Source organism: Xanthomonas sp., assembly GCF_017163755.1.
Taxonomy (GTDB): Bacteria; Pseudomonadota; Gammaproteobacteria; order Xanthomonadales; family Xanthomonadaceae; genus Xanthomonas_A.
The window spans coordinates 100,407-120,799 of sequence record NZ_JAFIWC010000014.1; the positions used below are offsets into that span (position 1 = coordinate 100,407).

Annotated in this window: 12 protein-coding genes and 1 tRNA gene; all 13 read right to left on the bottom strand. The window is 67.6% G+C overall.

The features are described 5' to 3' along the window. Position 1: 1 nt before the first annotated feature. Positions 2 to 4,846: an RHS repeat-associated core domain-containing protein gene (locus tag JR065_RS11190; protein ID WP_206234244.1), complete on the bottom strand. Its 4,845-nt coding sequence runs from the start codon at positions 4,844 to 4,846 to the stop codon at positions 2 to 4. Between the two features lie 13 nt (positions 4,847 to 4,859). After that, positions 4,860 to 4,988, bottom strand: a complete 129-nt coding sequence (locus tag JR065_RS21715; RefSeq protein WP_277420141.1) for a hypothetical protein — start codon at positions 4,986 to 4,988, stop codon at positions 4,860 to 4,862. Beyond that, positions 4,985 to 6,613 carry a hypothetical protein gene (locus tag JR065_RS11195; protein WP_206234245.1) on the bottom strand — a complete coding sequence of 543 codons (1,629 nt, stop codon included), beginning with the start codon at positions 6,611 to 6,613 and terminating at the stop codon, positions 4,985 to 4,987. The genes JR065_RS21715 and JR065_RS11195 overlap by 4 nt, the downstream gene beginning before the upstream one ends. A 22-nt stretch (positions 6,614 to 6,635) precedes the next feature. Beyond that, entirely contained in the window at positions 6,636 to 8,879 is a 2,244-nt protein-coding gene (locus tag JR065_RS11200) for a type VI secretion system tip protein TssI/VgrG (RefSeq protein ID WP_206234246.1), read from the bottom strand. 533 nt (positions 8,880 to 9,412) lie between these two features. Then, positions 9,413 to 11,305, bottom strand: a complete 1,893-nt coding sequence (locus tag JR065_RS11205; protein ID WP_206234248.1) for a M61 family metallopeptidase — start codon at positions 11,303 to 11,305, stop codon at positions 9,413 to 9,415. Positions 11,306 to 11,493: 188 nt separating this feature from the next. After that, positions 11,494 to 11,832, bottom strand: coding sequence for a cytochrome o ubiquinol oxidase subunit IV (gene cyoD / locus JR065_RS11210; protein WP_206234249.1), 339 nt, complete (start codon positions 11,830 to 11,832; stop codon positions 11,494 to 11,496). After that, entirely contained in the window at positions 11,832 to 12,455 is a 624-nt protein-coding gene (cyoC, locus tag JR065_RS11215; protein ID WP_206234250.1) for a cytochrome o ubiquinol oxidase subunit III, read from the bottom strand. The genes cyoD and cyoC overlap by 1 nt, the downstream gene beginning before the upstream one ends. 1 nt (position 12,456) lies before the next feature. Further along, entirely contained in the window at positions 12,457 to 14,457 is a 2,001-nt protein-coding gene (gene cyoB / locus JR065_RS11220) for a cytochrome o ubiquinol oxidase subunit I (RefSeq protein WP_206234251.1), read from the bottom strand. After that, positions 14,457 to 15,401 (bottom strand): ubiquinol oxidase subunit II, encoded by a 945-nt coding sequence (cyoA, locus tag JR065_RS11225; protein ID WP_206234253.1) that lies wholly within the window; start codon positions 15,399 to 15,401, stop codon positions 14,457 to 14,459. Before cyoA ends, cyoB begins: the two co-directional genes overlap by 1 nt. 403 nt (positions 15,402 to 15,804) lie before the next feature. Continuing rightward, positions 15,805 to 15,880, bottom strand: a tRNA-Thr gene (locus JR065_RS11230). 35 nt (positions 15,881 to 15,915) lie between these two features. Beyond that, positions 15,916 to 16,866, bottom strand: coding sequence for a 4-hydroxy-3-methylbut-2-enyl diphosphate reductase (gene ispH / locus JR065_RS11235; protein ID WP_206234254.1), 951 nt, complete (start codon positions 16,864 to 16,866; stop codon positions 15,916 to 15,918). A gap of 58 nt (positions 16,867 to 16,924) precedes the next feature. Beyond that, the gene (gene lspA / locus JR065_RS11240; protein ID WP_206234255.1) at positions 16,925 to 17,428 is read right to left on the bottom strand and encodes a signal peptidase II; all 504 of its coding nucleotides are present in this window, start codon (positions 17,426 to 17,428) and stop codon (positions 16,925 to 16,927) included. 129 nt (positions 17,429 to 17,557) lie between these two features. Next, positions 17,558 to 20,389: an isoleucine--tRNA ligase gene (ileS, locus tag JR065_RS11245; protein WP_206234280.1), complete on the bottom strand. Its 2,832-nt coding sequence runs from the start codon at positions 20,387 to 20,389 to the stop codon at positions 17,558 to 17,560. Between the last annotated feature and the right edge of the window lie 4 nt (positions 20,390 to 20,393).

Here is a 20,393-nt window from a genome sequence, read left to right on the forward strand (position 1 = left end):
ATTACCCACACCCTCTTAACCTTAGACCCTCAGGAAGATCATCAACGCCATTTCGAAGCCTATAATTAGCCCAATTATTAAGGCGCCGCTTAAAATCGCCGTACGTTAAACTCGAATCTATTATTCCCAGTATCTCATTATGAGCCGTTGACGATCCAGTTCTACCATGGTTCCAACTTGGATTAATGCCTCCAGTAGATCTCGTCGGCGTTCTCCACGCCCATATTTGCTCCGCGCTGACCCCCCAGCGCTTAAAGACATTAGCCCTACTAACTAATAACCACTCATGCATACCACCAGGATGGCGTAGCCTATTTTTGATTGTGGATGCATGCTGCTCCCAAACAGCGTCGAACTCGTCAGGCGTAAGATTGTTGAACCACTGAGCAAATTCACCATTGGCGACACCTGGAACATCGCCGGTAGTAGGTCGCAACCCCAGAGGATCCGACCACTCCAAGCAATTCAGCGCATAATCGTATAGATTCTCTCCAGCTAACATACGCAAAGGATCAGCAGAAGAGAACGCCCCAAGCTCCGGAAGATAATATCGATGCCTATTATAATTCCAACCTGTGTCGCAATCGAAATATTGCCCTTGGAAGCGCAGATTATTCTCAATAAAGTCCACATGCTGCGTCGCTACACGTCCCCATCCAGCATAGCTGACTGACCACGCGACCGCCCCAAGCGAATCGGTCAAACGTGTTGGGCATCCATTTGCATCGACATGATAGTGATAACTTACTGGCCGCCAAGACATATTTTCAACTGTCTTGCGAGGACAGTATTGGTCGCTTCCAGTTTCTTCACTTCCCTTATCGGCCTCGCCGGCAGGGATGCTGACCTCCGATGACCTAGTGTCATCCACATGAACGCCCGTTGCGGGTGTTTTGCGTGGCTCAGACTGCTCGCCTCCCAGCCACATACCCAACGCGGCCACGTTCGACGGCTTTTGCTTGCCGTCTACCGATGCCTCTTCGGATTTCGCCACGCCAGTTGGCGGATCGATCGAAGCGCCCGATATCGCAGACGTTTTGGTTACCGCGCCCTGTCCCAGCGCCAGGTCTCCGCCCAGCGTGCCCAGCCCGCCCCCGCTAAACGGCTTGCTGGACGTAATGGCTGCCGGCGCCGCCATCGTCGCTGACCTTTCGGCTCCGTCGGCCGACGCCGGTTTGGGTGCGGACGACGCCAGCACGCCCAGCGGCCCGGATGGCGTTCGCTGCGGGGGCGGCACGCCTGCGGAGGCGGATGGTGCGGGAGATTGGACGGAATCCGAGCCACGACCCTCGGCCAATGCGTGCTCTGCCACAGCTGGCGCATCGGATTGCGATGCCGGCAAGGCAGGAGTCGTCGTGGCGGTCGGCGCTTCTTGCAGCGTAGGACCCGGTTCCTTCTCGATCAACGCCAGCGGCACAAAACTGCCCGGGTAATACACGTACTCCCGTGTGCGCTCGTGCAGACGCTTGAGCTTCTCCTGGCGCTTGCGTACCTCGATCAGGTTGGCCACATTGCCCACCCACACCGGCGCCGCATCCGGTTCGTCGTGGGCCTGCTTGACCTCGCCCAGCAGCGCGTCGCCGTCCCAGTAGAACCATGTGGTGTGGGTCGGGTTGCGCTTGAACACGCGGCGGCCCAGCGGATCGTAGCCGTAGTGGGTGGCCTGCCCGGCCTTGCGGCTTTCGGCCAGGCGGTGGTTGGCGTCCCAGAACAGTTCCAGATCGTCGGGTTCCGGGCCGTTCGGGCTGCCCTTGCGGACCAGGTCGCCGGCACGGTCGAACACGTAGTGCACGCCGTCGTAGCTGCCTTCGCGGGTCCACTGCACCTGCTGTTCGTCGTCGCCGCCGACCACCTTTCGCATCTGCACCTGGTGGATGCGCGTGGCCAGGCGGTCGCCGGCCGGATCGTTGAAGAAGCGCTCGATGCGGCCCTTCGGGTCGGTGTGCTGCAGCAGCCGGCCCAGCACGTCGTAGCGGTATTCGTCCACGCCTTGCGCGCTGTCGCGGCGGTGGGTCAGGTTGCCGGCGCGGTCGTAGTCGTAGGTGGTCTCGAACAGCGGCGCGGCATCGCGCAACACGGTCTGCGCAGTCAGCAGGCTGCGGCCGTCGTACGCGAACTGCCTTTGCACCTGCGCGCTGAGCTGTTCGCGGGTGGTGCGGCCCAGCGCGTCGCGCTCGATGGCGATGGGCGCATCGTCGTTGATCGCCACCTCGACCACCTGGTCGCGCAGGTCGTAGGCGAAGGCGATACGGTTGCCGGCGGATGTCTCGCGCAGCACGCGGTTGCCCACTTCGTCGTAGCCGTAGCCGACGCGGAAGCCGTCCTGCACTTCCTCCAGCAACTGCCCCAACGCGTCGAACCTGCGCGTGGCGGTGCGGTGCCGGTTGCGCAGCTCCACCAGCTGGCCGCGCGCATCGTAGGCGAACTGCTCGTGCACCTGCTGGCCCGGCGCGCGCACGTCCGGCACGGTCTTCCTGACGATGCGCCCGAGCGGATCGGTGGCGAAGGCGATGCGCTGGCCAAGCGGGTCGACCGTGGCGGTCAGTCGCCCGGAGGCGTCGTACTGGTAGTGCCGGGACTGGCCCCAGTAGTCGGTTTCCTCGACGATGCGGCCCAGCGGGTCGCGGCGCAGCCGGTACTCCTCGCCGCGCTGGTTGATCACCGCGACCAGTTGCTCTTCGCTGTCGTAGCGGTATTCCACCGCATGCCCGTCCGGCTGCACGCGCTTGCCGATCTGGCCGATGCCCACGTAGTGCAGCCGGGTCTGCGCGCCGGCTTCGTCCACGTAGCGCACCAGCTGGTCCTCGGCGTCGTACTCGCACTGCACCTGCCCGCCGTCGGCCGAGCGCACGCGCAGCAGCCGGCCCTTGGCGTCGTAGTCGTAGTGCGTGGCCTGGCCCAGCGGATCGACCTGCTTGTGCAACCGCCCGAGCGCATCGTGCTCGTAGCGGCTCTCATAGCCCAGCGCGTCGCGCAGCGACGCCAGCAGGCCGTAGCGGTCGTAGCCCAGCCGGGTCTGCGCGCCGCGCGGGTTGCGCTGCGCGACCAGCAGCCCCTGCGCGTCGTAGTCGTAGTACGTGGTGGCGCCCAGCGGGTCGGTCTGCGACTGCAGCAGGCCACGCGCGTCATGCGCCTGGCACCAGGCATGGCCGCCCGGGTCGGTGACCGACAACAGCCGGTCGTCCTCGTCGTAGACCTGGCTCAGCGTGCTGCCGTCGGGGCGGCGCAGGCTCAGCAGGTTGCCGCGCGCGTCGTAGTCGAACTCGGTGCGCAGGCCCTCGGCGTCGGTGACCGCCACGGTGCGGCCGACCTCGTCGTATTCGAACACGGTGACGCCGTCCAGCGCGTCGATCTCGCACAGCGGCAGGCGGTTCTCGTCGAACTTGACCAGCGATACGTGGCCGAGCGAATCGGTCACCTGGGTCTCGCGCAGCAGGTCGTCGTAGGCGAAACGGTAGTCGTACAGGCCGCCGTCGCCCCAGGCGCGCACCACCCGCCATTGCGCGTCGTAGGCGTAGTGGAACGACAGGCCGACGCGGTCGGTATGCCGGACCATGCGGTGCTGGCGGTACTCGAACGTGCGCGGCGCGCCCAGCGGGTCCTCGGCGGCGACCAGGTCGCCCTGCGCGTAACGGTACGTCACCAGCGGATGGGTCAGTCCGGTCGCCGGATCGTGCAGTTGCAGGCGGTCGATGCGGCCGTGCCGCGACTCGACCTCGATGAAGCGGCCCTGCAGGCCGTCCGCGCCGCTCTCGACGATGCGCACCAGGTGGCCGTCGCCGCGTTCGAAGCGCCAATGGTTGCCGCAGGCGTCCTCGATCTGCGCGATCGGCAGCGTCCGCGCGCGCGGCAGCACGCCGATGCCGGTGGCCGGTGCGTAGCCGAAGCGGTAGCGCAGGTCGGACTTGGTGCGCACCAGCAGGTCGGTGCCCTCGCGCAGCAGCCGCGCGCCATCGACGAACTCGAACACCGGCGCGCCGTCGGCCTCCGGCAGCTGCGGAAACACCGCGACGCTGTGGCCGTCGTGGAACAGCACCACGCCATCGGCGTCGATCTCCAGGCGGATGTCGGCCGGCGTCTGCCAGCCGTGGCCGCAGGCGCCGGCCTCGTCGCTGCGCCCGGAGCCGTAGCCGCGCGACCATGCCAGCGGCAGCCGCCCGGGGATCGCGAAGTCCTCGTGCTGCACCGACACGCTGCCGTCGCGGATGTCCACCGGCTCGGCGCGCAGCACCTTGCACTTGAGGAAGCCGGGTTTCATGTTGCCGAACAGCCGCTGGCGCAGCCCCTTGAACGCATCGGCCGCGCGCGTGCCGAGCTTGGAGCGGCGCAGCGCGCCCAGCGCGGCGAAGCCGGCATGGAACGCCAGCGCCATCCACGACACGGTCAGCGGGCCGCCCACCTTGACGTTGGTCGGGATCGCGACGTTGATGCCGGTCGGCAGCCACAGCGAACGCAGCGGCTTCTTCAGCTTCTTGATCCGGAACGGCGGAATCAGCCCGGCCAGGTTGCAATCGAGCACCGGCGCCGCCAGCCGCGAGAACGGGTCGCCGTCGGCCGACACCGTCTTGCTGCCCATGAAGATCTCTTCGCCGTCGAACTGCGGCCCCATCGGCATGCTCAGCTGCGGCGCCCACATGCCCAGCGGGATATGGATGTCCAGCCCGCCGGTGCCGGCGGTGGCGCGCTTGACCCCGTTGACGGTGACCGTGGCGCCGAGGAACGGCAGGTAGTCGAACGGGTCGAGCACGATGCCGATGTGCGGCGTGGGCAGCGGGAACGGCGGCATCGCATACATGTGGATGTCGATGCCCAGCTGCGGATCGAAATGCTTGGCGGCGGTGCTCATCGCTACGCTCCTTCTACAGCGCCCGCGCCAGCGCGCGCAGGAACGCGCGCACGTCGTCGCGATACTCCACGCCCAGCCACACCGCCGCGACCATGCCGATCAGGACGAAGACGGCCAGCACGGCCAGTTTGCGCGAACTCATGCGGTGACCTCGGTCAGTCCGGAGCGACCCGGCGCCTGCGCGTCGCGCGCGGCGGCGGGGGAATCGGTAAGGGCGGACGGATCGGGCAGCGGCTGCGTCGCCGGCGGCTCGGTCCAGGCGGGGATCTCGTTGTCCAGCGGATGGCGGATGTCCGGCAGCCCGTTCCAGGTCGGATGCAGGAACTCGCGTCCCACCGCCACCACCTTGCGGAAGAACTCGTCGCCGCCCTGGATCAGGCGTTCGCGCTCCTGCGCGACGCGGTGGAAGGCCTGTTCGAAGCCGGCGTGCAGCGTGGCCTCGATGCGGTCCAGCTGCGCGCTGTCCGGGCGCGGCCCGAGCTGCGCGGCCTGCGTCTCGGCCTGCGCGTGCAGCGCGGCCACCGCCTCCAGATACGACGTGGCGCACTGCTCGAGCTTCTGCGCGCGCGGCTTGTCCTGCAGCAGCAGCAGGTCCTGCAGCGCCTGCGGCAAGGTGGTGGTGCGGCGGTCCTCGGGCGGCAGCGGCTTGGCCGCGCGGATCGCCTCCAGCCCGTGCACGCGCGCGGCCTCGCGCTGGCCGCCCTGGGCCAGGCAGAACGCGGCCATGCGATAGCCTTCGATCACGAACATCGGATTGGGAATCTCGGCGGCGGCCTTGGCCGCGGCGACGTAGCTCTCCGCGGCGCGGCTGGGCTGGCCGGCGACGAACCAGGTGCCGGCCTCGCCGTACCAGCTCTGCATCACCAGGTCGCGCGCGGCCGGATGCTGCACGGCCAGCGCCTGCAGGCCGCACTCGCGTGCCTGGCGATAGCTGGCGATGGCCTGCGGATACTGCTGTTCCTTCAGCCAGCCGCCGGCCAGCATCATGTTCAGCACCACCTGCTGGTCGGGCCAGCCGTGCCGCTGCGCCAGCGCCAGCGGCCGCTCGACGCGCTGCGCCAGCTGCGTGGCGCTGCCGCGTTCGAGCACCGTCATCAGGTCGCTCAGCATCTGCCGGTAGGCCACCGCGGGCCCCGAACCGCCGGACTGCGCCGCGGTCTCGCGCGCGATGTCGAACATGTCCAGCGGCGGCTCGATGCGCGCGGCGAGCGCCGCGTGCCGCTCCAGCAACGGCTGCCAGCGCGGATCCTCGTGGCTGTCGACCAGCACCAGGCGCAGCGCCGGCGACGGCGCCGCCGCCAGCGCCGCGTCCACCCAGCGCGCGAACGCCTCGCTGGAGGTGGTGCGCTCCGGCTCCAGCACCACCGCCAGATAGCGCAGGTGGGCCTGGTGGTAGGCGGCGAAGGAATCCAGCACCTCGATCGCGCCCAGCGCGCTGTCCGGGTGCGACGGCCCCGGGCCGCGCCAGCCCAGTTCCACGCCCTGCTCGCGCAACGCGCTCTGGCTGCCCAGGTAGCTGGCGTCCAGCGCCTGTTTCAGCGCGCGGCTGTAGCCGAAGCCGGTGTCGAACGGCGTATCCAGACGCAGGAAGTAGTCCGGCGCGTTCCAGTCGCCGGGATGTTTCTGCGCTTCGAAGAACGCGGCCAGCAGGCGCGCGGCGTTGGCCGGCACGCGCCACACCAGCAGGCGCAGCGCAGGGTCCTCGCTGGCCTGCATCCACGCATCGCGCAGCAGCTCGATACGTCGTTCGACCGGATTCTTGCTCACGGTTCGGGCGCCCTCCCAGGCTTCAGCAGTTCAGCTTGATTTCCGAGCCGTTGACCGAAACCCCGGAGCCGTCGATGACGATCACCGAGCCGCCGGCGGAAATGGTGATCTTGTCGCCGAGGATCTCGATCGCCGCGCCCCCCACCGTCGCGGTCAGGTTGCTGCCCGAGGCCAGGGTCATGTTGCCGTTGGACATCACGGTGTGGGTGCCGGTGATGCCCTGCTCCATGTTGCCGTCGACGCTGACCGTGCGCGCGCCGAGGTTGGCGTCCTCCACCGCGCCCTGCACGCTGCGCTTGTCCAGGCCGGTGATGCTGACCTCGCGCCCGGCGCTCAGTTCCTCGGTGACCTTGCCGATCACCTGGCGCAGCGAGGTCTGGGTGACGGTTTCCTTCCACGCGCCGGTGCGCTGGCTGGTGTAGTTGCCGGTCAGGCTAGTGGTGAAGTCGCCGGTGATGGTCTCGGTGTAGCCGGCCGCGGCGATGGTCTTGGTCTCGCCGGCCTGGTAGGTTTCGGTGACCGCGCCGGTGACGCTGGTGCTGCGGGTGCCGGTGACGCCCAGCGTGTCGTTGCCGGTCACGGTGATGCCGCGGTTGGCGCCGACGCTGATGGTCTGGTTGGAGCCCACGTCCATGCTGTGGTTGACCGCCACGCTGGTGCTCTTGTTGTTCTTCACCGTCGCGTTCTGGTCGTTGAGCACGGTGGTGACCATGTCGCGCTGCGCGCGCATGTTCAGCAGCTCGCCGCCGGCGGTGTCGTGCATGGTCATTTCGTTGTAGCCGCCGCCCTTGACCGTCTTGGACTTCAGGCCGCTGACCTCCATGCCGAACGGCGGCATGTTGTCCTCGTTGAACACGCGTCCGGTGATGATCGGCCGGTCCGGATCGCCGTCGAGGAAGTCCACCACCACTTCCTGGCCCACGCGCGGCGGCGACACGCCGCCCATGTCGGCGCCGGCCCACGGGCTGGCGCTGCGGATCCAGCACGAGCTGTTCTCGCGGAACTGGCCCTTGCGGTCCCAGTGGAACTGCACCTTCACCCGCCCGTAGCGGTCCGCGTACAGCTCTTCGCCCGGCGGGCCGACCACGGTGGCGGTCTGCGGCCCGGGCATGCGCTGCTGCGGGGTGTTGCGCAGCGGCCGGTACGGGATCTTGCGCCGCAGCGCGGTGGCGCTGCAGTGATAGGTCGGCGCCTCGGCCTGGCTGTAGTCGCTGGAGAAGTTGTTGCGGCCTTCGCGGTGCAGCTGCACGACGAAGAACTGCCGGTCGTCCTCGCTGCGGCCGATGAAATCCGGATGCCGATCCAGGGTGAAGCAGCCGCCGGCCTGCAGGTCGGTGCTGTTGCCGGCGCCCTCGAACAGCTTGGTCGGCCACGCCGCCTCCTCGCTGCGGATCGCCGCCAGCGCCTCGCCGACGCGGCTGTCGGCGAAGCGCGCCGCGCCGTCGTACTGGTAGCGCTCCAGTTCCGGCAGCACGCCGACCGGGATCGACCGCGCCTTGCTGGCCGACAGCGCGGTGCGCGGCTGCTTGAAATCGAAGCTGCTCACCGCGTGCGCGGTCGGGCCGACCCGGCGCCGCGCCGACCAGCTGTGCAGGCCCGGGGTCTTCAGCACGCCCTGGTCGGACACGAACGCCACCGGCGCCGGCTCGCCCAGCGCCGTGGAGGCGGTGGAGTCGTCGGCCAGCACCATCGTGTGCGCGCCGTCGGCGTGCACGAACGTGTAGTAGATGCCTGCGTCCTCGAGCAGACGCGAGACGAAGGTGAAATCCGATTCGTTGTACTGCACGCAGTACGGCAGCTTGGGGAAGTTGCCGACGTTGAGCTCGTACTTGTAGTCGGCCAGCTGGGGGTATTCCCCGAACACCTGCTCGACGATCTCCAGCACGCTCAGGTCCTGGAAGATGCGGCAGTTGCTGGTGTACTGCAGGAACGCGAACCATGGGGCGACCTCGGCGCGGTACGCGGCCAGTTCGCCCTCGGCGCCGATCAGCGCGAATTCCTTGACGTAGCCGTGCACGACCCGGTCGTCGAACTCGTCGCCGAGGCTGAGCTGGATCGGCTGGCCGACCAGTTGCTTCAGCTCCAGGCGCCGTTGCGCGGACAGCAGGTCGACGGCGAACGCGTAGGGCGCCGAGACCGTCTCCGTGCCTTCGAATCGCTTGACGATGAAGGTGTCCGGATCCAGCGCGGTGGTGACCCGGATCAGGCGGCGATCCTGGCTCAGACGTAGCGCGGCAACTCCACTGGATATCACTTCGGCGTGCACGGTATCTCTCCTGATCCGTTCCATCGCGGGCGTAGCCGGTGCGGCGCCGCCCGCCAATCTCCATACGCGTCGTTGTACCGACTGCATGCTCGTCGTCGCAGCGGTCAGCGAACCCCGCTCACTGCGAATGCGGGCGGCTGCGATGCCGCGACGGGCAACCGGACTTTGCCTGATCCTGCACGCAGGCGCCAGCATTTTTGCCCGCAGGCCGCCGCATCGCGCCCCAGACTGAAGGCATTAAGAGTTGTGCAGGATGCTTAACGCAGCGTCTACCGATCTGTCATCCGATTGTGCTGCCGCCGATGCTGGGCCTGCCGAAGTGGCCACAGCCGCATCGCGCCTGCCGATGCTGCGCCGCGCAATTACGGCAGCGGCCCCCATGCCGCTGCCGACAGCTGGACTTTGACAGCGACCTCGGCGGCATGACCACCAAACCCGCATCGGCTCGCGCTACGAAAAGACCGGCGTAGCCTCCACCTCGCAGATGGCGCCCCCGGTCGCGTCGCAGCGGCAGGCCAACAAGGTCGCCGGCCTCAGCGCGGCTTGAGCAGTTCGCCCAGACGATCCGGCCTTCCGGCGATGCGCTGCAGATGCGGATACCGCAGGCCGCCGCGATAGTCGATCCGCACGCTGTCGTAGCGGTCGTAGCGCTTGAGCAACAGTTCGATCGGCGCCGCCGCGCCCTTGGCCGCCGTGATCGCGTCCTTGATCACGTCGGCGCTGTAGGCGCGGCCGTTCACCGCCACGATCGTGTTGCCGCTGCTCAGGCCGGCGTCGAACGCCGGACCGTCCCACAGCACCTCCTGCACCTCGCCTTTCGCATCGATGTTCAGGCCCAGCGAATAGGTCAGGCTGATGCCCTTGCCTTCGCTCTCGGACGCCTTGACCGCCTCGTTCGGCTCGTCGGTGTAGACCAGCTTCCAGCCGCTGGCCTCGATGCCGCCGGTCAGCGGGCCGTGACCGTCGACGCGGCTGCGCAGGAACGCGGCCCAGTCGTACGCGGCCACGCCATCGAGCGCGGCGACGATGTCGTCGAAGGTGTACGGGTTCACGTCCCAGGCGCCGTCGTGCATGCCGAAGAAGGCCCTGGCGAAATCGTCGATCGAACGCTTGTTGCCGCTCAGCTCGCGCAGCCTGGCGTCCACTTCCAGCCACAGCATCTGTCCGCCGGAATAGTAGTCCTCGCTCAGCTGGTAGTTGCGGTAGGCCCTGGGCCGGCGCATCGACATGGTCGGGTCGTTGGTGGTGTCCTGCAACGTGCGCCACGCCAGGCCGGGACGGCCGCGATCGTAGGTGGCGGCGACGGTGGCGAGCATGTCGCGCGCCTGCGCCACGCTCCACAGGCCCGAGCGCGCCGCCAGCACTTCGCCCCAGAACTGGGTCTGGCCCTCGTACAGCCACAGCAGGCTGTCGCCCATCGGCACGTTGAAGCTCGGCGTGGCCAGGTCGGCGCCGCGCCGGTACTTGCCGTTCCACGAGTGGTTGTACTCGTGCGCGAGCAGGTCGCGCATGGCCCAGCGCTTGTCCCACTCGGTGAAATAGCCGACCGGGCCGCTGTTCTCGCTGGAGCGGTGATGCTCCAGGCCGATGCCGCCGAGGCGGTCGGTCAGCGCCAGCAGGAACTCGTAGCGGTCGAAGTGGCGCGCGCCGTACAGCCGGTCCATCTGCTGCACCAGCGACACGTGCGCCTTCAACTGCTCCGGCGTGGCTTCCAGGTACTTGGCCTCGTCGGCGAACACGTTCAGGTGCACCGGCGCCTTGCCGCCGGCGTCGAGTGCGATGCGCTTGTAGTGCTTGCCGGCGAACATCGGCGAGTCGACCAGGTCGTCGAAGTCGATCGGCTTGAACGTCACCGTGTCGCCGACCCGGCGCTCGGCTTCCAGCGCGGTGGCGTAGCTCCAGCCCGGCGGCAGGGTCACGCTGGCCTGGGTCTTGATGTTGCGCGCGTAGTAGCCGGCCGGATACAGCGCGGTGGTGTTCCACTGCAGGTTGAGCATCTCAGGGGTCATCATCACCCGGCCCTGGCCATCGCCCTGCGAGGACAGGAACTTGAACTCGGCGACGATCTCACTGGCACCCTGCGGCACGTCCACGTCGAACGCGTACACGTCGAACGGATCGCGCCGCCACGGCAGCACCTGGCCACCGGCCTTGACCACCAGCCCGGCGAGCTTGTCGATCGGCCCGGTCGGGGAATGGTTGCCGGGAATCCACTGCGGATACAGCAGGGTCATCGGGCCCGGCCTGGCCGGGATCGTGGCGCGCACGCGGAATATCCGGTGCTGCAGGTCGGTGGCGTCCACGTCGATCTTCAGCGTGCCGGCGAACGGTACGTCCTGCGGTGGAGGCGTCTGCGCCGCGGCCTGGCCGGCGACGGTGGCGGCGGCCAGCAACAGCGACGCCATCCAGGCGGTGGACTTGTTCATGCGGTCTCCAGTGGGTGGGGTACGACAGCTATCGGTCGTCGATGCTATGCCGCGCGGACGCGTGCGCATCCATGCCATAGGTCATGCCCGACGCACCGGCGCGCAGGCACGCGCATGCCTGGCGCTGTCGCCGATACGAAGAAGGCCGCCCGGAGGCGGCCTTTCGAGAACCGGACCTGCGTGGCGGCTCAATGCATCATGTTGACGTTGAGGTTGTGCATGACCCACAGCGAGCCGACCACGACGATGCCGATGATCAGGATCGAGAACAGGCCCACGTGCACGTTGGAGCGCTGCTCCTCGGAACGGTCCATGTGCAGGAAGTAGATCAGATGCACCAGCATCTGCACCGCCGCCAGCACCGCGATCACGATCACGGTGAGGCCCTTGGGGAAGGCGCCGCTCATCACCATCGCGAACGGGATCACGGTGAGGATCACCGCCATCACGAAGCCGATCAGGTAGGACTTCAGGCCGCCGCCATGCGCGTGGCCGGCATGCGTGTCGGAAGAAGGATGATTGGCCATTACAGCGCTCCCAGCAGGTAGACGATGGTGAACACGCCGATCCAGATCACGTCGAGGAAGTGCCAGAACAGGCTCAGGCACGCCAGGCGGGTGCTGTTGCGCGGGGTCAGGCCGTTCTTGGCGATCTGGATCACCAGCACCGCCATCCACAGCAGACCCGAGGCAACGTGCAGGCCGTGGGTGCCGACCAGGGTGAAGAACGCCGACAGGAACGCGCTGCGGCCGGGGCCGGCACCTTGGTGGATCAGGTGCTGGAACTCGAAGATTTCCATGCCCAGGAAGCCCACGCCCAGCGCCGCGGTGACCGCCAGCCAGCCGTACAGGCCGCCGAGGCTGCGCTTGTGCGCGGAGATCATCGCCAGGCCGAAGCTCAGGCTGCTGAACAGCAGCAGGAAGGTCTCCACCAGCACGAACTTCAGGTCGAACAGCTCCTTGGCCGTGGGTCCGTCCACCGTCGCGCCGGCCAATACCGCGTAGGTCGCGAACAGGCCGGCGAAGATGAGGCAGTCGCTCATCAGGTAGACCCAGAAGCCGAAGACGGTGTTGCCGCCGGCGTCGTGGTGCTCGTGCTCGTGGTGGCCGTCCGCGTGCGCGGCGTGATTGTCGAGAGTCGTGGTGGACATGTCAGACCGCCTTCGCGGCCTGCGCCGCCTGTTGCTGTTCCAGCAGCGCGAAACGCTCGTTCTCGATGCGTTCCACCTCTTCCGCCGGCACCCAGTAATCGATGTCGTCGTCGAACGTGCGTGCGATGAACGCGCCGACCATGCCGACCAGGCCCACGATCGCCATCCACCAGATGTGCCAGGTCAGGCCGAAGCCGAGCACCACGCTGAACGCGCCCATCCACACGCCTGCCGAGGTGTTGCGCGGCATATGGATCGGCTCGTACTTGGACGGACGCGCCCAGGCCTTGCCCTTCTGCTTGTCTTCCCAGAACTGGTCGCGGTCGTCCACGTGCGGCAGCACCGCGAAGTTGTAGAACGGCGGCGGCGAGGAGGTGGACCATTCCAGCGTGCGGCCGTCCCACGGATCGCCGCTCAGGTCCAGGTTGTCCTTGCGCTTCCAGACGCTGTAGCCGATCTGCAGCAGGTTCAGGAAGATGCCGACGCCGATGATCGCCGCACCGGCGGCGGCCACCATCAGCCACGGCGCCCACTCCGGATGGTTGTAGCTGTTCATGCGCCGGGTCATGCCCATGAAGCCGAGCACGTACAGCGGCATGAAGGCGACGAAGAAGCCGATGATCCAGCACCAGAACGAGGCCTTGCCCAGCTTCTCGTTGAGCTTGAAGCCGAACGCCTTCGGGAACCAGTAGGTCAGGCCGGCCAGGTAGCCGAACACCACGCCGCCGATGATCACGTTGTGGAAGTGCGCGATCAGGAACAGGCTGTTGTGCAGCACGAAGTCCACCGCCGGGATCGCCAGCATCACCCCGGTCATGCCGCCGATGACGAAGGTGATGATGAAGCCGATCGTCCACAGCACCGGCGAGGTCATGTGCACGCGGCCTCGGAACATGGTGAACAGCCAGTTGAAGATCTTCACCCCGGTGGGGATGGAGATGATCATCGTGGTGATGCCGAAGAAGGCATTGACGTTGGCGCCCGAGCCCATGGTGAAGAAGTGGTGCAGCCACACCACGAACGACAGCACGCCGATGCACGCGGTCGCGTACACCATCGAGGTGTAGCCGAACAGGCGCTTGCGGCAGTACGTGGCGACCAGCTCGGAGAAGATGCCGAAGGCCGGCAGGATCAGGATGTACACCTCCGGGTGGCCCCAGATCCAGATCAGGTTGACGTACATCATGGCGTTGCCGCCGCCGTCGTTGGTGAAGAAGTGCGTGCCCAGGTAGCGGTCCGCGCCCAGCAGCGCCAGCGCCACGGTCAGGATCGGGAACGCGGCGATGATCAGGATGTTGGTGATCAGCGCGGTCCAGGTGAAGATCGGCATGCGCATCAGGGTCATGCCCGGGGTGCGCATGCGCATGATCGTCACGAAGAAGTTCACGCCGGTCAGCAACGTGCCCAGGCCCGATATCTGCAGCGCCCAGATGTAGTAGTCGACGCCGACCCCAGGACTGTATTCCAGCCCCGACAACGGCGGATAGGCCAGCCAGCCGGTCTGCGCGAACTCGCCCACGCCCAGGGAGATGTTGATCAGCGCCGCGCCGGCCACGAACAGCCAGAAGCTCAGCGAGTTCAGGAACGGGAACGCCACGTCGCGCGCGCCGATCTGCAGCGGCACGATCAGGTTCAGCAGGCCGGTCATGAACGGCATGGCCATGAAGAAGATCATGATCACGCCGTGCGCGGTGAAGATCTGGTCGTAGTGGTGCGGCGGCAGGATGCCCTCGCTGCCGCCGTGGGCGATGGCCTGCTGGGTGCGCATCATCGCCGCGTCGGCGAAGCCGCGCAGCAGCATCACCAGCGCCACGACGATGTACATCACGCCGATGCGCTTGTGGTCGACCGAAGTCAGCCACTCGTGCCACAGGTAGCCCCACTTCTTGTACTTGGTGATCGCCGCCATGATCAGCAGGCCGATCAGGCCGGCGCCGGCCAGCGCGCCCATGACGATCGGCTCGTGGTACGGAACCGCCTCGAGCGTGAGTTTGCCTAGCATCACTTGTCTCCAGAAGTGCACATGGCGACCGGCTCAGCAGCCGATGCCGGATGGTCGTCGTGGCCCTGCTTGTGCGGGTGGCCCTTGCCCATCATGTATTTGTCGATCAGCGACTTGAACATGCCGTCCTGCACCGACGAGTAGTACGTCACCGGGTAGTGTTCCTTGTCGTTGCGGTTGGCCGCCAGGACCTGGTACTCGGTCGCGTTGAGCGACTTCGGCGACGCCTTGACCTTGGCCACCCAGGCGTCGAATCCGGCCTGGTCGGTGGCGCGCGCGTCGAAGCGCATCTTCGAGAAGCCATGGCCGCTGTAGTTGGCCGATAGCCCGAAGTAGTCGCCCGCCTCGTTGGCGATCAGGTGCACCTTGGTCTCCATGCCGGCCATGGCGTAGATCTGCGTGCCCAGGTGCGGGATGAAGAACGAGTTCATCACCGAGTCGGAGGTGATCTTGAAGTTCAGCGGCGTATCGACCGGGAACACGATCTCGTTGACCGTGGCGATGCCCTGCTCCGGGTAGATGAACATCCACTTCCAGTCCAGCGACACGGCCTCGATGGTGATCGGCTTGACGTCCGAGTCCAGCGGCTTGTACGGGTCCAGCGCGTGCGAGGAGCGCCAGGTCAGCACCGCCAGCACCAGGATGATCAGGCACGGGATCGACCACACCACCACCTCGATTGCGGTGGAATGCGACCAGTTCGGCTCGTAGCGCGCCTTGGTGTTGGAGGCGCGGTAGCGCCAGGCGAACGCCAGGGTCATCACGATGACCGGGATCACCACCAGCAGCATCAGCACCACGGAGGTGATCAGCAGGGTCTTTTCGTCCTGGCCGATCTGCCCCTTCGGGTTCAGGATGGCCGAATTGCAGCCGGCCAGCAGCGCACTGGCAAGCAGCAACAGACTGGGGCGCAGCACGCGCCCAAGATGTTTCAACGGAATCATCGAACGATCCAATTGCGTAGGGGATGCAACCGCGCATTTGCGGAAGCGCGGAACGGCGTGCAGAGGCCTTCCGCGGTTCCCGCGGCATCCTGGCCGGCGATGCGCGACTAACGACGTATTTTATGCTGCCGTGCGCCATTTCCGAAAGGCTTCGGCCATGATCCGGCGCAATCGGCGCCTGGTTTTGCGTGCGACACATTGCCGCACCTGCAGCTATGCATACGGCCGTCACATCCGCCAACGCAGAGCGGGCACGCGCGCAAGTTCCGTGACGAGACGGCGCTGCTGCAACCCGCACCAGGCGGCGACCGCCGGCCGCGGCGCAGGAAGCTCCGGCGGCGTCCGCGGGTCCATTGCGTGAAACGAAGAAGGCAGCCTTGCGGGCTGCCTTCTTCGCTGCAACTGGTGCCGGAAATAGGAATCGAACCTACGACCTACGCATTACGAATGCGCCGCTCTACCAACTGAGCTATTCCGGCTGAACCGCCAATTCTAGGGGGGCGCCGGGCGCCGGTCAATTGACCAGGCGCAGGCGCAGTTCCTTGGGCAGGGCGAATACCATCGACTCCGGTTCGCCGGCCAGTTCGCCGACGCCGTCGGCGCCCAGTTCGCGCAGCCGCGCGATGACCCCGTCCACCAGCACCTGCGGCGCCGAGGCGCCGGCGGTCAGGCCGATGCGGCGCTTGCCGGCGACCCAGGCCGGGTCGATCTCGTCGGCGCCGTCGATCAGGTAGGACTCCACCCCGTCGCGCCGCGCCAGCTCGCTGAGCCGGTTGGAATTGGAGCTGTTCGGCGAGCCGACCACCAGCACCAGGTCGCACTGCCGGGCCAGGTCGCGCACCGCGTCCTGGCGGTTCTGGGTGGCGTAGCAGATGTCGTCGTTCTTGGGCCCCTGCATCGCCGGGTAGCGCGCGCGCAGCGCGTCGATGATGCCGCGGGTGTCGTCCACCGACAGCGTGGTCTGGGTGGTGTAGGCCAGGTTCTCGGGCTGCTGGATGTCCAGCGTGGCGACCTGCTCGATGTCCTCGACCAGGTAGATGCGCCCGGCGCCGCGTTCGCGGTTCCACTGGCCCATCGTGCCCTCCACTTCGGGGTGGCCGGCATGGCCGATCAGCACCACGTCGCGGCCGGCGCGGCAATGCCGGGCCACTTCGAAATGGACCTTGGTGACCAGCGGGCAGGTCGCGTCGAACACCTTCAGCCCGCGCCGCTCGGCCTCCTGGCGCACCGCCTGGGACACGCCATGGGCGCTGAAGATGACCGTGGAGTCGTCCGGCACCTCGTCCAGCTCCTCGACGAAGATCGCGCCGCGGCGCTTGAGGTCGTCGACCACGAAGCGGTTGTGCACGACCTCGTGGCGCACGTAGATCGGCGCGCCCAGCGTCTCGATGGCGCGCTTGACGATCTCGATCGCGCGGTCGACGCCGGCGCAGAAGCCGCGGGGATTGGCGAGCAGTACGTCCATAAGTTAGACAGTCCGGCCAGGGATGGCCGGTCGCTTCGGCAGGGAGGTGGGCATCGGATTATCCCGCTTTTTGCTTCGGCTTGCCGTCGAACACGCCGAACAGGGCGATGCCGACCGCGCCGGCGACGATCGCCGAGTCGGCCAGGTTGAACGACGGCCAGTAGTGCCCGCGCCAGTGCCACTGGATGAAGTCGACCACGTGGCCGTGCATCAGCCGGTCGATCACGTTGCCGATCGCCCCGCCGATCACCAGCGCATAAGGCACCGCGCTGCGCCAGTCGCGGCGCGGGGTCTTGGCCAGCCACCAGGCCAGCAGGCCGCTGATACCCACCGCCAGCGCGGTGAAGAACCACAGCTGCCAGCCGCCGGCCTGGCTCAGGAAACTGAACGCAGCGCCGGTGTTGTAGGTGCGGTACCAGTTCCAGAAGCCGTCGATCACCGGCACCGCGGTGTACTCGGGCAGGCTGGACAGCACCCAGGCCTTGCTCCACTGGTCCAGGCCGATGACGGCCAGGGACAGCAGCAGCCAGATCAGCGCGGAGGGTTTGGGTCTTGCGGTCATGCGCGGGTTCCGCCTTGGGCGAATGGTGGGGTGGGAGCGCCGGCGCGGAAGGCTTCGGCGCGACGAAGCCGCTCGGCGACGTCGGCGCGGGAGCTCCCCGCCCGGGCAGCGGCGCGGCGGCGCGGCGGATCAGAACCAGCGCCGCTCCTCGCCCGGGCCTTCGATGTTGCTGACGCAGCGGGCGCACAGTTCCGGGTGGGCCGGCTCGGCGCCGACGTCGGCGCGGTGGTGCCAGCAGCGCACGCACTTGTGCTTGGCGGTGGGCTCGGCGCTGACGAAGATCTCGTCGGTGCTGGCCTCGCGCACGTTCACGTCGCCGCTGATGAACAGGAAGCGCAGTTCCTCCTGCAACGGCTGCAGCCTGGCGGCGGTCGCGGCGTCGGCGGCGACGGTGATCTCCGCCTCCAGCGCCGCGCCGATCACCCCGTTGGCGCGCATCGGCTCGAGCACCTTGGCCACCTGCTCGCGCAGCGCCAGCAGCTGCTCGAAGTCGGCCGCGCTCAGCGCCGCGTCGTCCGGCAGCGGCGCCAGGCCTTCGTACCAGGTCGCGAACAGCACGTTGCCGACATGCTCGCCGGGCAGGTAGCCCCACAGCTCGTCGGCGGTGAAGCTCAGCACCGGCGCGATCCAGCGCACGAACGCCTCGGCGACGTGGAACATCGCGCTCTGCGCCGAGCGGCGGCCGCGCGAATCCTCGGCCATCGTGTACAGCCGGTCCTTGGTCGCGTCCAGGTACAGCGAACCCAGGTCCACGCTGCAGAAGTTCAGCAGCGCCTGCACGATCTCGGCGAAGTCGTAGCGCTCGTAGGCGGCCTTGATCCGCTCCTGCAGCTCGTAGGCGCGATGCACGATCCAGCGGTCCAGCGCCACCATCTCCGCCAGCGGCAGCAGGTGCGCGGCCGGCGCGAAGCCGTGCAGGTTGCCGAGCAGGAAGCGCGCGGTGTTGCGCAGGCGCCGGTAGGCGTCGGCGTTGCGCTTGAGGATCTCCTGCGACAGCGACATCTCGTTGCTGTAGTCGGCCGAGGCGATCCACAGGCGCAGGATGTCCGCGCCCAGGGTCTTCATGATGTCCTGCGGCTCGATTCCGTTGCCGAGCGACTTGGACATCTTGCGGCCGTGCTCGTCCACGGTGAAGCCGTGGGTCAGGCATTGCCGGTACGGCGCCGCCTTGTCCAGCGCCACGCCGGTCAGCAGCGAGGACTGGAACCAGCCGCGGTGCTGGTCCGAGCCCTCCAGGTACAGGTCGGCCGGCTTGGGGATGCCGCGCTCGGCCAGCACCGCCTCGTGGGTGACGCCGGAGTCGAACCACACGTCGAGGATGTCGGTGATCTTGTCGTAGTCGGCGGCCTCCTCGCCGAGCAGTTCGGCCGCGTCGAGCGTGTACCACACGTCCACCCCGCTCTCCTCGACGCGGTCGGCGACCTGGCGCATCAGCTCGGTGCTGCGCGGATGCGGCTCGCCGGTCTCGCGGTGCACGAACAGCGCGATCGGCACGCCCCAGGTGCGCTGCCGCGAGATGGTCCAGTCCGGGCGCCCGGCGACCATGCCGGCGATGCGCGCCTGGCCCCAGGCGGGATACCAGTGCACGCCTTCGATCGCCTGCAGCGCGTCGGCGCGCAGGTTCGCCTGCTCCATCGAGATGAACCACTGCGGGGTGGCGCGGAACGCGATCGGGGTCTTGTGCCGCCAGCAGTGCGGATAGCTGTGGGTCATCGTCGCGTACGCCAGCAGCGCGCCGCGCGCGGCCAGCACCTCGGCGAGGGTGTCGTTGGCCTTCCAGATGTGCAGTCCGGCCAGCGCCACGCCATCGGCCGGCGGCGTCGACGGCAGGTACACGCCGCGGCCGTCGATCGGGTTGATCTGCGCGGCGGTATAGCGCTCGATCAGGCCGTACTGCTTGGCCGCGACGTAGTCCTCCTGGCCGTGGCCGGGCGCGGTATGCACCGCGCCGGTGCCGTCCTGGTCGGAGACGTGGTCGCCCAGGATCAGCGGGATGTCGCGCTCGTCGTAGAACGGATGCGCCAGCAGCTGGTGCTCCAGCGCCGCGCCGGCCGCATGGCCATGCGCCACCAGTTCGTTGACCCCGTAGCGCTGCAGCGCACGCTCGGCCAGCGCCGCGGCCAGCACCAGCCAGCGGCGGCGGCCGTCGCGCGGCGGGCCCTCGACCAGCGCATAGTCCAGCTGCGGCCCGAGCGACACCGCCAGCGAGGCCGGCAGCGTCCACGGCGTGGTGGTCCAGATCGGCACCGCCACCTCGGTGTCCTCGGGCAGGCTCGCCCCGAACAGCGCGGCCAGCGCCGCGCCGTCGCGCGCCACGTAGGCCACGTCCACCGCCGGCGACTGCTTGTCGGCGTACTCGATCTCGGCCTCGGCCAGCGCCGAGCCGCAGTCGAAGCACCAGTGCACCGGCTTCACCCCACGGGTGAGATGGCCGTTCTCGACGATCCTGGCCAGCGCGCGGATTTCGTTGGCCTCGAAATGGAAGTCCAGCGTGCGGTACGGGTTGTCCCAGTCGCCGATAACGCCCAGGCGCTTGAAGTCGCGGCGCTGGATCTCGATCTGCTCGTTGGCGTATTCGCGGCACTTCTGCCGGAACTGCGCCGCGTCCAGCTTGACCCCGACCTTGCCGAACTTCTTCTCGATCGCGATCTCGATCGGCAGGCCATGGCAGTCCCAGCCCGGGATGTACGGCGCATCGAAGCCGGCCAGGTACTTGGACTTGACGATGATGTCCTTGAGGATCTTGTTGACCGCGTGGCCGAGGTGGATCGCGCCGTTGGCGTACGGCGGGCCGTCGTGCAGCACGAACAGCGGCCGGTCCTGGGCGTTGTCGCGCAGCCGCGCGTACAGGCCCTCGCTCTCCCACCGCGCCAGGATGTCCGGCTCGCGCTTGGGCAGATCGCCGCGCATCGGGAAGTCCGTCGCCGGCAGGTGGAGGGTGGCTTTGTAGTCTTGGGTCACGGGC

Excerpts from the sequence above, each read along its gene's own strand:
- lspA (WP_206234255.1), bottom strand. The coding sequence starts at position 17,428 with ATGACCGCAAGACCCAAACCCTCCGCGCTGATCTGGCTGCTGCTGTCC.
- cyoA (WP_206234253.1), bottom strand. The coding sequence starts at position 15,401 with ATGATTCCGTTGAAACATCTTGGGCGCGTGCTGCGCCCCAGTCTGTTG.
- ispH (WP_206234254.1), bottom strand. The coding sequence starts at position 16,866 with ATGGACGTACTGCTCGCCAATCCCCGCGGCTTCTGCGCCGGCGTCGAC.
- cyoB (WP_206234251.1), bottom strand. The coding sequence starts at position 14,457 with ATGCTAGGCAAACTCACGCTCGAGGCGGTTCCGTACCACGAGCCGATC.
- cyoD (WP_206234249.1), bottom strand. The coding sequence starts at position 11,832 with ATGGCCAATCATCCTTCTTCCGACACGCATGCCGGCCACGCGCATGGC.
- cyoC (WP_206234250.1), bottom strand. The coding sequence starts at position 12,455 with ATGTCCACCACGACTCTCGACAATCACGCCGCGCACGCGGACGGCCAC.
- JR065_RS11190 (WP_206234244.1), bottom strand. The coding sequence starts at position 4,846 with ATGAGCACCGCCGCCAAGCATTTCGATCCGCAGCTGGGCATCGACATC.
- JR065_RS21715 (WP_277420141.1), bottom strand. The coding sequence starts at position 4,988 with ATGAGTTCGCGCAAACTGGCCGTGCTGGCCGTCTTCGTCCTGATCGGC.
- JR065_RS11205 (WP_206234248.1), bottom strand. The coding sequence starts at position 11,305 with ATGAACAAGTCCACCGCCTGGATGGCGTCGCTGTTGCTGGCCGCCGCC.